The organism is Rhodococcus sp. YH3-3, from assembly GCF_001653035.1.
GTDB lineage: Bacteria > Actinomycetota > Actinomycetes > Mycobacteriales > Mycobacteriaceae > Rhodococcus_F > Rhodococcus_F qingshengii.
Genome location: NZ_BCWH01000003.1, coordinates 940,415 through 953,804 on the forward strand (window position 1 = coordinate 940,415; position 13,390 = coordinate 953,804).

The following is a 13,390-nucleotide window of genomic DNA, read 5'->3' on the forward strand; positions in this document are numbered from 1 at the left end:
CTCAGGCTCGTTTCTTCCTCGGTGTGGTCGACTTCGACGAGCCGGCCTTGGAGGCGTTCGACTTCGCTTCGTCCACACTGCGCTGCAGTGCGGCAACCAGGTCGACCACCTCCGCATCGGTGCCCTCTTGGTCGACCTCGGCGGCGGGGATGACCTTCTTGCCGCCGTTCTCGATCATCTCGTCGAGCAACTGCCGCAGTTGGAGCTGGTAGTCGTCGGTGAACTCGGTCGGATCGAAATCGCCCGCCATGCTCTCGACGAGCGTCTGCGCCATCTTCAGTTCCTTGGCCTTCGGCTTCTCCGCGTCGTCGAGGGAAGGGAACTCTGCTGCACGAACTTCGTCGGGCCACAGCAAGGTCTGGATCACCAGAACACCGTCGCGAGCGCGCATCGCGGCCAGGCGCGTCTTCTGTCGCAGCGTGAAATGCACCAGTGCCGTTCGATCACTCTCGGTGAGCACAGTCGAAAGCAGGACGTACGCCTTCGGCGACGCCGAATCGGGTTCGAGGAAGTAACTCTTCTCGAACAAGATCGGATCGATCTGATCGTTCGGCACGAATTCCAGCACCGGAATCTCGTGCTTCTCCGCAGCCGGGAGTTTGTTGAAGTCCTCGTCGCTCAAGATGACGCGCGATCCGTCTTCCGAGTCGTACGCCTTGTCGATGTCCGCGAACTGAACCGTGTTTCCGCACTCGGAACACACACGGTTGTACTTGATGCGGCCACCGTCTTTTGCATGGACCTGGTGAAATCGGATGTCGTGGTCCTCGGTCGCCGAGTACACCTTGACCGGGACGTTGACCAGACCGAAGGCTATCGAGCCTTTCCAAATCGAGCGCATGCCTCCCATGATGGTCGCCGCCGGCCGTTTGCGCGAGGCAAACGATCACGGTTGATCCCGAACCGTTGCGTGTGGATGGGTCGGTTCGGGGCGTATCGAGCGGGTATCCGCTTCGAGAACCCGACTCGCACACCTGGGGAGACGCTCCGATGAGAATCCGAACCTACCGTCGACGCGTCACCGCGGCGCTGGCGATTTCACTGGTTCCACTGCTGTTTGCGCCTTGGCCCGCGAACGCAGATCCGGCACGCACCGTAACCATCAGCGTCCACTCCGATGCGATGGGCCGCGACATTCCACTCGAGGTGATCCTCCCCGCCGACACGAGCGCCCCACGGCCCACGTTGTATCTGCTCAACGGCGCCGGTGGTGGCGAGGACAGTGCAACGTGGGAAGGACGGACCGATGTCCTGGACTTCTTCGCCGACAAGAACGTCAACGTCGTGACGCCGCTGGAAGGTGCGTTCAGCTACTACACCAACTGGCAGAAAGACGATCCCGTACTCGGGCGCAACAAGTGGCAGACGTTCCTCACTCGCGAACTGCCACCCGTCATCGATGCGCAGTTCGGTACCAACGGGGTCAACTCCATCGCGGCGATTTCGATGACGGCGACGTCGGTACTCAATCTCGCGATCTCGGCACCAGGGCTTTATCGGAGTGTCGGGGCCTACAGCGGGTGCGCGGAGACTTCCACCCAGCCGGGTCAGGACTATGTGCGGTTGGTGGTCGGCGCGCGGGGTGGCGCTGATCCGACAAACATGTGGGGACCGTTCGACGGTCCGGGGTGGCGCGAGAACGATCCGGTCGTGAACGCGGAGAAGTTGCGGGGGACCGCACTGTACGTTTCCACCGGATCCGGGCTGCCAGGTCCGCACGACAACCTTCAGGCACCCGATGTGAACGGAAATCCCGGAGCGCTCCTGAATCAGATCGTCGTCGGCGGCATCATCGAATCCGCGGTCAACGGGTGCACGCACGGCTTGGCGGACCGACTGAACGCACTGGGCATCCCCGCGACCTTCGACTTCAAGCCGACCGGAACCCACTCGTGGGGCTACTGGCAGGACGACCTACACAATTCCTGGCCGATGATCGCCGGCTCGATGGGAGCGCAGTAGTCGGTCCGGAGTGCTCACCTCAGAAACGGCGCGCGCATCAACGTCTTTCGGACGTGCCACGGTGACGATCGGAACAGGGTTGCCATCACCTTCGCCGTCGCGGACGCGTCCCGCCGATCGGACAGGTAGGACCGCTGAGCCTCGACCGGTAGATCGAAGAACGTGTCGAAGAATGTCGCGACCTCTCCCGAGCCGAGGGTGAGAAGTGCGTTCAGGCCAACGCGGCGAAGGGCAGACACCGCCTTGGCCGACCGCGGCCAGAGCGCCGCGTTGGGATCTCCACCGTCGGCGATTGCTTTGGCGACAGCGTCTGCCTCGGCGAGTGACGAGGCAACGCTGTATCCGGTTCCCGGATGCATCAGACCGCCTCGCCCGCCGAACCGGAGGACACCGTCGGGGAACGACTCCTTCGGGCCTTCGACTGCAAAACGGACTCGCTCGACCGGTGCGTCGTCGGGGACTTCGCAGCCCCGATTGTGAAGCCGGGTGCGCAGACGCGCTTCGAGTTCGCGGAGCCCCAACGCCGGCCGGCCGACGAGGCAGGTCTCCTCGAGGAGAACTCGCTCGTCATCGAGTGGGACCGCATAGAGAAACGACGGAGTGTCGGCGTCGGAGGCGCCGTTGTCTGTTCGCCAGTCCATGAACCAGGCTTCGCCACCACCCAGAATCGGATCGGCCAGAGCGCGGTCGACGATCACTCCGAAGGCGGTCTGCTGGGCGGTTGTCACCGTCAGTTCGGTACCCCGGGCGTCGATGACGACGGATCCTGTCAGCTGCGATCCGTCCACGCACAGGACGGCGGTAGGTGACAGTGTTTGAGCACGCAAGGCTCTGAACTGTACGGATGTGCCCGAGAGAAATGATTGCAGTAAAGATGTATTCAATACGCAATATGTGCGATCAAGCGTTTTCTGTCTGCGGGTCCACACGCTCGGGCGTTCGATCCGGCTTGCGATCACATCGACCGGCAGCCACGACGGCAGCTCGTCAGCCCACGCCGAATAGGTCGGCGTCCACACCCGATGGGGATGCGGATCGACAACGACGACGGTGAGTTGCCGGGCGATACAGCGGGTGGCGAGTGCCCGCCCGGCCGGGCCGCCACCGACGATCACCACGTCGGCGGAAGAGTTGTCTGTGCTCACGACCGGCGCACTACATCGATCCCGTTGCGAGCAGACCGCCGTCGACCCGGACCGTTTCGCCCGTGATCCACGCCGCCGCGTCGGAGACGAGGAAGCCGACCAGACCGGCAACGTCCTCGGGGGTGCCGAGCCGCTTCATCGGGTAGCCCGCCGACGCCTTGTCCTCGCCGGCAGCGACCAGGGCTGCCGCGAACTGCGTCTTGACGATCCCGGGAGCTACGGCGTTGACACGAATCCTCGGTCCCAGTTGCCAGGCCAGTTCTTCCGTCAGGCGGATGAGCGCAGCCTTCGACGCGCCGTACGCCGCGATGACGCCCGTCGACCGGATCCCGGCCACACTTGCCAGGTTCACGACGGCTCCACCGTGTTCGCCCATCCATGCCCGATGTGCTTGCTGGACGTAACCGAGGGCGGCAACCACATTCACGTCGAAGATCTTGCGCACGGCGTCGAGGTCCGCTTCCATGAGCGAACCGAAGACGGGGTTGATTCCGGTGTTGTTGACCAGAATGTCGAGTGAACCGAATTCGGACACGGCGCGGTCGACGGCACCGGAGCGGGCTTCGGCATCGGCTGCGTTGCCCGCGAATGCGACGACCTTTCCGCCGTGCCCCAGAGCGGACAGCTCGGATGCGGCGGCCTCGAGAGGCTCCGGCTCGCGGGCTGTGATCAAGACGTCGGCACCGCGAGCGAGGAGTTCGGCGGCGACAGCTTTGCCGATTCCGCGACTTGCGCCGGTGACGATGGCGGCACGGCCTTCGAGGTCGCGAGGACGAGTGCTGTTTTCGCTAGTCATGTCCCGAACGTTAGCGGACTCACACGCTGCTGGTCGGAACGACCGTCAGGTCACGGTAAAATCGATAGTTCTTGTGTCTGTAGTCAGGCATTGTTTACCCGTATTCGTCGTTTTTCCTGAGGAGTTTGCTTGATTACCGCCACTGACCTCGAAGTTCGTGCCGGTGTCCGCACCCTTCTCACGGCTCCCGGGCCTTCGTTGCGCATCCAGCCGGGCGACCGGATCGGACTCGTCGGACGTAACGGAGCCGGAAAGACGACCACACTGCGCATCCTCGCCGGCGAAGGTGAGGCATATGCCGGAAGCGTCGTACGTACCGGTGAACTCGGATACCTCCCGCAGGACCCCAAAGAGGGCGACCTGAGCGTCCTCGCCAAGGACCGGGTTCTCTCCGCACGTGGCCTCGACACGATGCTCCGCGAGATGGAGAAGCAGCAGATTCTGATGGGCGAGGTGCTCGATCAGGAATCGCAGGACCGCGCGGTCAAGAAGTACGGTCAGCTCGAGGATCGGTTCTCGGCCCTCGGCGGATACGAAGCCGAGAGTGAAGCTGCACGCATCACCAGCAGCCTCGGTCTCGAAGACCGCATTCTCGGGCAGCCGCTCAGCACGCTGTCCGGCGGTCAGCGTCGTCGCGTCGAATTGGCGCGCATCCTCTTCGCCGCCTCCGACGGCAGCGGTGCCCGCTCGGACACGACTCTGCTGCTCGACGAGCCCACCAACCACCTCGACGCCGACTCCATCACCTGGCTGCGTGGCTTCCTCCAGAACCACGAGGGTGGACTGGTGGTCATCAGCCACGACGTCGACCTGCTCAACGACGTCGTCAACCGCGTGTGGTTCCTCGACGCCGTCCGCGGTGAGGCCGACGTCTACAACATGAACTGGAAGAAGTACCTCGACGCTCGTGCCACGGACGAGCAGCGTCGTCGCCGCGAGCGCGCCAACGCCGAGAAGAAGGCCGGTGCGCTGCGGATTCAGGCCGCCAAGATGGGCGCAAAGGCAACCAAGGCCGTCGCGGCTCAGAACATGGCCAAGCGAGCCGACAAATTGATGGCGAACCTCGATGCCGAACGTGTCTCGGACAAGGTTGCGCGGATTCGTTTCCCCGAACCCGCCGCTTGTGGCAAGACTCCGCTGATGGGCAAGAACCTCACCAAGGTGTACGGCTCGCTCGAGATCTTCACCGGTGTCGATCTCGCGATCGATCGTGGGTCTCGTGTGGTGATCCTCGGACTCAACGGTGCAGGTAAGACCACACTGCTCCGCATCCTCGCGGGCGCGGAGAAAGCGGACGCTGGTGAGCTGATCGCCGGTCACGGACTCAAGGTCGGCTACTTCGCTCAGGAGCACGACACCCTCGACGACGACGCGTCCGTGTGGGAGAACATCCGCCACGCCGCGCCGGACACAGGGGAGCAGGAACTGCGTTCGCTGCTCGGTGCCTTCATGTTCACCGGCCCGCAGCTCGAACAGCCGGCCGGAACGCTCTCGGGTGGTGAGAAGACGCGTTTGGCTCTGGCCGGTCTGGTGTCTTCGGCTGCCAACGTTCTGCTTCTCGACGAGCCCACCAACAACCTGGACCCGATCTCGCGCGAGCAGGTGCTCGATGCGCTCCGCAGCTACACCGGTGCCGTCGTCCTGGTCACCCACGATCCGGGTGCTGCCGAGGCACTCAACCCTGAGCGAGTCATCCTCCTGCCCGACGGCAACGAGGACCACTGGTCGCAGGAATACCTCGAGCTGATCCAGCTCGCCTAACCCCCTGTGCGCCTTTTTGGTAGTGGGAACTACCAAAAAGGCGCACAGGGGCGAAGCCCCTCAATCTCTCCGCCGCACCGATTCCTCGACCAGATCGAGAACCGCTGACAGGTTGTCGACGCCGTGGCCGGAGGCGATTCTCGCGACCAGGCCGTCCATCACCAGATCCAGATACCCGATCAGAATTTCGGTGGGGACGTCGTCACGGAGTCTGCCTGCCGATTTCTGTCTGGCGAGACGCGCACTGGTCGCTTCCGTCAGTTCTACGGAGCGCTGCGACCACTTCTCGCGGAAATCGGCGTCGTTGCGCAGTCGACGCGCTATCTCCAGTCGCGTTCCCAGCCAATCGAATTGGTCGGGCTGCGCGAGCATGTCCCGCATGACCTGGACGAGGCCCTCTTCGGCGACGACATCTGCCATCCGGCTCGCATCCTCGCTTGCGAGAGCGAGGAACAGGCCGTCCTTGTCCTTGAAGTGATGGAAGATCGCTCCGCGGGACAAACCGGTGACTTCTTCGAGACGGCGAACTGTGGCGCCGTCGTAGCCGTATTCCGCAAAGCAGCGGCGGGCGCCGTCAAGGATCTGACTGCGCCGTGCCGCGAGATGGTCTTCACTGACCTTGGGCACGGGCATCCCTCCTTTGTCGGGTTGCCTGTGAACACTTTCGGCCGTAGGCGCTGAATGTCGACTCAGTGCACAAAGCGCTCACGACCACCGATGAAACCTGGTTCGCCTTCCGGCGAAAGTGGTCGTGAGCGCTTTGTGACCCGTCAGGGGCCGAAAGTGCTCACAGGCACGTAGTGCCTACTAGCCCCGGATCATGTTGCGAAGCACGTACTGCAGGATGCCGCCGTTGCGGTAGTAATCCGCTTCGCCGGGGGTATCGATGCGTACGACTGCGTCGAACACGACCTTCTCGCCGTTCTCGCGCGTCGCCGTGACCTTCATGGTCTTCGGGGTGACGCCCTCGTTGAGCTTCTCGACACCTTCGATGTCGAAGGTCTCGGTGCCGTCGAGCTTGAGCGAACCTGCGGACTCGCCGACCGGGAACTGCAGCGGGACAACGCCCATGCCGATCAGGTTGGAGCGGTGGATGCGCTCGAACGACTCGGTGATGACGGCCTTGACGCCGAGCAGGCTCGTGCCCTTGGCGGCCCAGTCACGCGAGGATCCGGAGCCGTACTCCTTGCCGCCCAGGACGACCAGCGGGATGCCGGCTGCCTGGTAGTTCTGCGACGCGTCGTAGATGAATGCCTGCGGTGCGCCTTCCTGCGTGAAGTCGCGGGTGTAACCACCCGAGACGTCGTCGAGGAGCTGGTTGCGCAGACGGATGTTCGCGAACGTTCCGCGAATCATGACCTCGTGGTTACCGCGACGCGAGCCGAGCGAGTTGTAATCCGCACGCTCGACGCCATGGGAGTCGAGGTACTGCGCAGCGGGGGTGCCGACCTTGATCGGACCTGCCGGGCTGATGTGGTCGGTGGTGACCGAGTCGCCGAGCAGTGCGAGGACGCGAGCGCCCTTGATGTCCTTGACCGGAGCCGGATCCATCGTCATGCCGTCGAAGTAAGGTGGCTTCCGCACGTAGGTGGAGTTCTCGTCCCACTCGAAGGTGTCACCCTTCGGGGTTTCGAGGTTCTGCCAGCGGCTGTCGCCCGCAAAGATGGTTGCGTACGACTTGCGGAACATGTCCTGGTCGATCGAGGACTTGATCGTCTCTTCGATTTCCTGCGTGGACGGCCAGATGTCCTTGAGGTAGACGGGGTTTCCGTCGGTGTCGTTACCGAGCGAATCGGTCTCGAAGTCGAAGTCCATGGTTCCGGCGAGGCCGTAGGCAATCACGAGCGGCGGGGAAGCCAGGTAGTTCATCTTGACGTCGGGGGAGATACGTCCCTCGAAGTTACGGTTACCCGAGAGCACCGCGGTGACCGAGAGGTCGTTGTCGTTGATGGCCTTCGAGACTGCCTCGGGCAGCGGTCCGGTGTTACCGATGCACGTGGTGCAGCCGTAACCGCCGAGGTAGTAACCGAGCTTCTCGAGGTACGGCCACAGGCCGGCCTTCTCGTAGTAATCGGTGACGACCTGCGAACCGGGAGCCATGTTGGTCTTGACCCACGGCTTGGTGGCGAGGCCCTTCTCGACGGCGTTGCGTGCGAGCAGTGCAGCACCGAGCATGACCGACGGGTTGGACGTGTTGGTGCAGGAGGTGATACCTGCAACGACGACGGCGCCGTGGTCGAGAACGAACTCACCGGCGTCGGACTTGACGACGACCGGCTTGCTCGGACGGCCTTCTGCACCGTTGGCAGCAGAGAGAACGTCGACCGCTCCGTCGTCGGCAAACGACAGAACCGCGGGATCGGAAGCCGGGAAGGACTCTTCGACGGCCTCGTCGAGCTGGGTGTGCTCGGTCGGGTGGTTCTCTTCCACGTAGTTGTGGATGTCCTTGCGGAACGCAGTCTTGGACTCCGACAACAGGATTCGGTCCTGCGGGCGCTTCGGGCCGGCGATCGAGGGAACAACGGTTCCCAGATCCAGCTCGATGTACTCCGAGAAGACGGGTTCCTTGTCGGGGTTGTGCCACAGGCCCTGTTCCTTGGCGTACGCCTCGACGAGAGCGAGCTGCTCGTCGCTGCGGCCGGTGAGGCGCAGGTATTCGATGGTCTCGGCATCGATCGGGAAGATCGCTGCGGTGGAACCGAATTCGGGGCTCATGTTGCCCAGCGTCGCGCGGTTCGCGAGCGGAACCTCGGCAACACCGTTGCCGTAGAACTCGACGAACTTGCCGACGACGCCGTGCTTACGGAGCATCTCGGTGGCGGTGAGCACGACGTCGGTTGCGGTGACGCCGGGCTTGATCTCACCGGAGAGCTTGAATCCGACGACGCGGGGGATCAGCATGGAGACGGGCTGGCCGAGCATTGCTGCCTCGGCCTCGATGCCGCCGACGCCCCAGCCGAGCACGCCGAGGCCGTTGACCATCGTGGTGTGCGAGTCGGTGCCGACACAGGTGTCGGGGTATGCCTGTCCGTTACGCGACATGACGGTGGGTGCCAGGTACTCGATGTTGACCTGGTGAACGATGCCCATTCCCGGGGGGACGACCTTGAAGTCGTCGAATGCGCCCTGGCCCCAACGGAGGAACTGGTAACGCTCGCCGTTGCGCTCGTATTCGAGGTCGACGTTGCGCTCGAGTGCGTCGGCCTGGCCGAAGACGTCGAGGATGACCGAGTGGTCGATGACCATGTCGGCGGGGGAGAGCGGGTTGACCTTGTTCGGGTCGCCGCCGAGGGTGGTGACGGCCTCACGCATGGTGGCGAGGTCGACGATGCAAGGAACGCCGGTGAAGTCCTGCATGATCACGCGGGCAGGCGTGAACTGGATTTCGATGCTCGGCTCGGCTGAGGGATCCCAGCTTGCGATTGCGCGGATGTGATCCGCGGTGATGTTGGCGCCGTCTTCGGTGCGGAGAAGGTTCTCGGCGAGAACCTTCAAGGAATAGGGCAATTTCTCGGTGCCGGGGACGGCCGAGAGGCGGAAGATCTCGTAAGAGTTCTCACCGACCTCGAGGGTTCCCTTGGCTCCGAATGAATCGATACTGGTGCTCACGTCTGCTCCACTCGTCTATGAGGGTCGCTACCGACGGGGCTGTGTCGGCAGCTGAAGCGAGGTACTTCGGCCGGGAAGATTCTCCGTAGCTCACGCCAATCGCACAGTTCGCGTGAGAACTGTCCGAACATCGGAGCTGCAGTAGAACCTGTCCTGACCGGTGGTACCTCTTGGTCCAAGTCTAACAGTACGCTTGTCCTGTGAGAATTCAGGGCAAGTTGACCGAAACAATCTTCATGCAGACTGCGGGCCTGCGCAACGCAGGCTTGGCTGGGTGACCGCACCCACAGCTACCGCTCGGGCGGCACGCGCGGCGGTTGTGTGTGACGCCTGGTGGCAGTCGACCTGAAGTAGGGTGCATGCAGGCCCGTCGCGGGTCGGCCGCCGAAAAACGACCTCGGAAGAACTCCCCGCATCTCAGCGGTGGACGGAATCCGAACAGCACCCGGATGAGAGATGTCTGCTCCTACAAATCACGCTTTTGCGCCTGTGCACGTGAAGTCCCCGTTGCACGTCGCTGTTCCGTCGGACGTCGATCTCGACGACGTGCTCGCGGACATTTCGACGGACGGCGTCTCCGCCCCCGCGGATGATGTTGCGGGGCTGACCGCGGTGGTGACCGACGCTCGTGAACGTGGTGTCGACTTGAGCGTCGTAGTAGTCGACGCAAATCCGGGCCGGCCGTCCGATCTTCGAGACCTGGCCACGACGGTCGGCAAAACAGAAGGCGGAACGGTTCTCGTTTTGAGCCCTGACTGGATGGGTAGCTACAGCGATTCGATCAGTCGAGTGCAGCTCGAAACTGCACAGGACCGATCTTTCGGCGAAAGCGCAAGCGTGACCGCGGACCGCTTCTCGCACGAGATCGTGGCGCCAGGTCCGCCGTGGACGCTTTACACGGTCCTTGTCATCGCAGTGGTGGCGGTTATTGCCGGAATTACCTTTGCCGTCAAGTGGCGACGAGAGCCAGAAAACGCGCAAACCAGACATATCGCCTCGACTTCGGAAACACCAGCACCATCCGACCACCGGGCCGATTCCGTCTGACCTTGGTCCTTTTGCGAGATTTTCAGTAACTCGTCGAAAACAGGTACTCACCGCTGTTTGCGGTGAGTACCTGCCCTTTTTGGTGTCTGCATGCCATTCGACCAGCTCAAATACCGTTTGTGTTATTTGTGGCTAAAGTTTCCAAAGAACGCTTGAGTGTCGTACGGTACAACTGGCACTTTTTGGGGAAGAAGTGTCGCAGACAGGCTGATGTTGTTCGACGCGTACTTGTCGGTTGCCTCGTTCTCGAGGTGTCGACGGTGGCGTTCGTACGGCACGTCCAGGTCGACGAGCAGCTCTCGGGCTGTGGGCGACCGGTGCTTGGTCTGCGCATTCCCTCCCCGCACGGATCGGCGACCCAGCGGGCCGTGGCGTTACACGCGAGGGAGAGTTATTTGTGAGGCAAGTAACACGTGGCGGCGAGTCCCGTCGTGGTCCTTCCCGTAAATCGATGCGCCTGGCGCAACTGGTCATCGGATTCGGCGTCGTCGGATCCCTGATCGTCGGGACGCCGGCCATGTCCTCGGCCGTACCGCCACCGCCGCCGAATCCGAGTGACTCGGATATCGCCGCGGCAGATTCGCAGGTCTCGTCGAGCGTCGGCACCGTCAGCGCGCTCATCAATCAAGTCGCATCGGCAAACGAACAGTTGTCGGCACTCGACAACGAAGTTGCGATCAAGCGTGAAGACGTCAACAAGACTCTCGTGGATCTGCAGAACGCTCGCGGCGCCGCAGACTCCGCAGCGCAGGCCGTCGGAGTCACGAAACAAGCTCTGAAGGACGCGTCGACGCAGATCGAGGTCGCTCAGACGGACTTCGACAAGTACGCACGCTCGAGCTACGTCAAGGGCACCAATACTGCGTCGATCTCGTCGTTCCTCGACGCCAAGGGTCCTGGCGACGTTCTCGACCGCGCGCAGGTCCTCAAGCTTCTCGCCAATACGCAGAGTGCAGTGCTCGACGGTCTCCAGCGAGCACGTACCGAGCAGGCGAACAAGGATTCCGCGACCCGCCAGGCCAAGCAGCAGGCCGATGCCGCCGCCGAGGTCGCCGCGCAGCTGAAGGATCTGGCGGAGCAAGCGATTCAGATCGCGCGCAACGCTCTCGATCAGCAGGTAGCCAAGAAGGCCGCGATCGAAGCCGAGCGCAACTCTGCCCAGGCTCAGCTCGACGCCGCCCGCAACGCCGTCGCCGGCTTGCAGGGTCAACGCCAGGCATACGCGACCTGGGACGAACAGCGCCGTGCCGAGGAAGCTCATCAGAAGGCTCTCGAAGCCGCTGCCAAGGAAGCGGCCGCTCAGGCCGCCGCCCGTGCCGCAGCCGACCAGGCAGCCAAGGATCGAGCTGCCGCACTGGCAGCGGCCCAGCGTCCGCACACCGCGGTCGAAGACCCGACTCCGACCGTCATCCCGGACGACGACGACACCTGGACTGACGAAGAAACAGGGACCGACGAGGAAACAGGCACGGACGAAGAGACCGGCACCGACGAGGAAACGGTCACGACGCCCAAGCCCACCACCCCGAAGCCGACGACGCCGAAACCCACCACTCCGAAGCCTTCCGTTACCGGAAGCGCTGCAATCGAATCCGTCATCGACCGCGGAATGTCTCAGCTAGGCGTGCAGTATGCCTGGGGCGGCGGCGACGAGAACGGACCGACGCGAGGCATCCGTGACGGCGGCGTCGCTGACAGTTACGGCGACTTCAACAAGGTCGGGTTCGACTGCTCCGGCTTGATGATTTATGCCTTTGCCGGCATCGGGATCTCGCTGCCGCACTACACCGGCTATCAGTACACCGCAGGCACTCAGGTTCCGTCTTCGGAGATGAAGCGCGGCGACATGATCTTCTACGGCCCCAACGCCAGCCAACACGTGGCGCTCTACCTCGGTAACGGTCAGATGCTCGAGGCACCACAATCCGGTTCGAGTGTCATGGTCTCACCGGTTCGGTGGGGCGGAATGACGCCGTACGCCGTCCGACTGGTGTCCTGACCGTCAGAGGAAATGCCGCTGACACCCGCATTGTCAGGGAAGTATCAAGTTCCCGACGTGGTGTTACGGCATCGAGCGCAACTACCTGGAATAGTTGACGGGGAACACGTTACTGTCGGTACTTTTCTAGGTGAAAGCGATGGATTCTTGGTGACCTCACGTGAAGCTTCGGTCGGAACGGTCGACGTAAGCAAGGCGAGTGGAAGTGCGGACGGAGCAGCACCTTCCCTGGCAGCCGACGTTCAGACCTTGGAACGAGCGATTTACGAGGTCAAGCGAGTCATCGTCGGGCAGGACCGGCTTGTCGAGCGCATTCTCGTCGGACTTCTCGCCAAGGGGCACGTCCTCCTCGAAGGCGTACCCGGTGTCGCCAAGACGCTGGCCGTCGAGACTTTCGCGAAGGTCGTCGGCGGTTCGTTCTCCCGCGTCCAGTTCACCCCGGACCTGGTGCCCACCGACCTGATCGGCACGCGCATCTACCGTCAGGGACGCGAGGAGTTCGACACCGAACTCGGACCCGTCGTCGCCAACTTCGTGTTGGCCGACGAGATCAACCGTGCCCCGGCCAAGGTGCAGTCCGCGCTCCTCGAGGTGATGGCAGAACGCCACGTCTCGATCGGTGGCAAGCGGTACCACATGCCCGATCCGTTCCTGGTGATGGCGACGCAGAACCCCATCGAGAACGAGGGCGTCTACCCGCTCCCCGAAGCGCAGCGCGACCGCTTCCTGTTCAAGATCCTCGTCGATTACCCGACAGTGGAGGAAGAACGCGAAATCGTCTACCGGATGGGCGTCGCGGCCCCGGAGCCGCACCAGATCCTCGGTCCGGAGGAGTTGGTCAGGCTCCAACGCGTCGCCAGCAACGTCTTCGTTCACCACGCGCTCGTCGATTACGTTGTCCGGGTCATCGCCGCCACGCGTACGCCGCGTGAGGTCGGACTCGAGGACGTCGCCGGCTGGATCGCGTACGGCGCCTCACCCCGCGCGACGCTCGGCATCATCGCCGCGTCGCGAGCTCTCGCTCTCGTCCGCGGGCGCGACTACGTAGTGCCGCAGGACGTCATCGAGGTG

The 13,390-nt window shown here is 63.2% G+C and carries 10 protein-coding genes; 5 read left to right on the forward strand and 5 right to left on the reverse strand.

Annotated elements, in window-relative coordinates:
- Position 1: 1 nt before the first annotated feature.
- Positions 2–850: a Ku protein gene (locus YH3_RS29665; RefSeq protein WP_039972871.1), complete on the reverse strand. Its 849-nt coding sequence runs from the start codon at positions 848–850 to the stop codon at positions 2–4.
- Positions 851–990: 140 nt separating this feature from the next.
- Between YH3_RS29665 and YH3_RS29670 the strand changes: the two genes are divergently transcribed.
- A complete protein-coding gene (locus YH3_RS29670; protein WP_064444591.1) occupies positions 991–1,962 on the forward strand; it encodes an alpha/beta hydrolase family protein in 972 nt (323 codons plus the stop codon).
- Between the two features lie 14 nt (positions 1,963–1,976).
- Here YH3_RS29670 and YH3_RS29675 read toward each other — a convergent pair whose 3' ends face one another.
- Both YH3_RS29675 and YH3_RS29680 read right to left on the reverse strand, forming a co-directional pair.
- Positions 1,977–3,107, reverse strand: coding sequence for a lycopene cyclase family protein (locus YH3_RS29675; protein WP_007727893.1), 1,131 nt, complete (start codon positions 3,105–3,107; stop codon positions 1,977–1,979).
- Positions 3,108–3,117: 10 nt separating this feature from the next.
- Positions 3,118–3,903 carry an SDR family oxidoreductase gene (locus tag YH3_RS29680; protein WP_064444592.1) on the reverse strand — a complete coding sequence of 262 codons (786 nt, stop codon included), beginning with the start codon at positions 3,901–3,903 and terminating at the stop codon, positions 3,118–3,120.
- A 129-nt stretch (positions 3,904–4,032) separates the two neighbouring features.
- Between YH3_RS29680 and YH3_RS29685 the strand changes: the two genes are divergently transcribed.
- On the forward strand, positions 4,033–5,664 hold the full coding sequence (locus YH3_RS29685) for an ABC-F family ATP-binding cassette domain-containing protein (RefSeq protein WP_003944932.1): 1,632 nt from the start codon (positions 4,033–4,035) through the stop codon (positions 5,662–5,664).
- Between the two features lie 60 nt (positions 5,665–5,724).
- Here the strand turns inward: YH3_RS29685 and YH3_RS29690 are convergent, their stop codons facing one another.
- Positions 5,725–6,291: a TetR/AcrR family transcriptional regulator gene (locus tag YH3_RS29690; protein WP_003944970.1), complete on the reverse strand. Its 567-nt coding sequence runs from the start codon at positions 6,289–6,291 to the stop codon at positions 5,725–5,727.
- Between the two features lie 180 nt (positions 6,292–6,471).
- Complete coding sequence (gene acnA, locus YH3_RS29695) at positions 6,472–9,273, reverse strand: aconitate hydratase AcnA (protein WP_007727883.1); 2,802 nt, start codon at positions 9,271–9,273, stop codon at positions 6,472–6,474.
- Between the two features lie 456 nt (positions 9,274–9,729).
- Between acnA and YH3_RS29700 the strand changes: the two genes are divergently transcribed.
- The 3 genes from YH3_RS29700 to YH3_RS29715 all read left to right on the forward strand — a co-directional run.
- Complete coding sequence (locus YH3_RS29700; protein ID WP_021332993.1) at positions 9,730–10,320, forward strand: DUF6676 family protein; 591 nt, start codon at positions 9,730–9,732, stop codon at positions 10,318–10,320.
- 451 nt (positions 10,321–10,771) lie between these two features.
- Complete coding sequence (locus YH3_RS29710; RefSeq protein ID WP_007727879.1) at positions 10,772–12,319, forward strand: NlpC/P60 family protein; 1,548 nt, start codon at positions 10,772–10,774, stop codon at positions 12,317–12,319.
- A 150-nt stretch (positions 12,320–12,469) separates the two neighbouring features.
- Positions 12,470–13,390 (forward strand): MoxR family ATPase (locus YH3_RS29715; protein ID WP_064444593.1); only part of this gene is annotated, 921 nt, incomplete at its 3' end.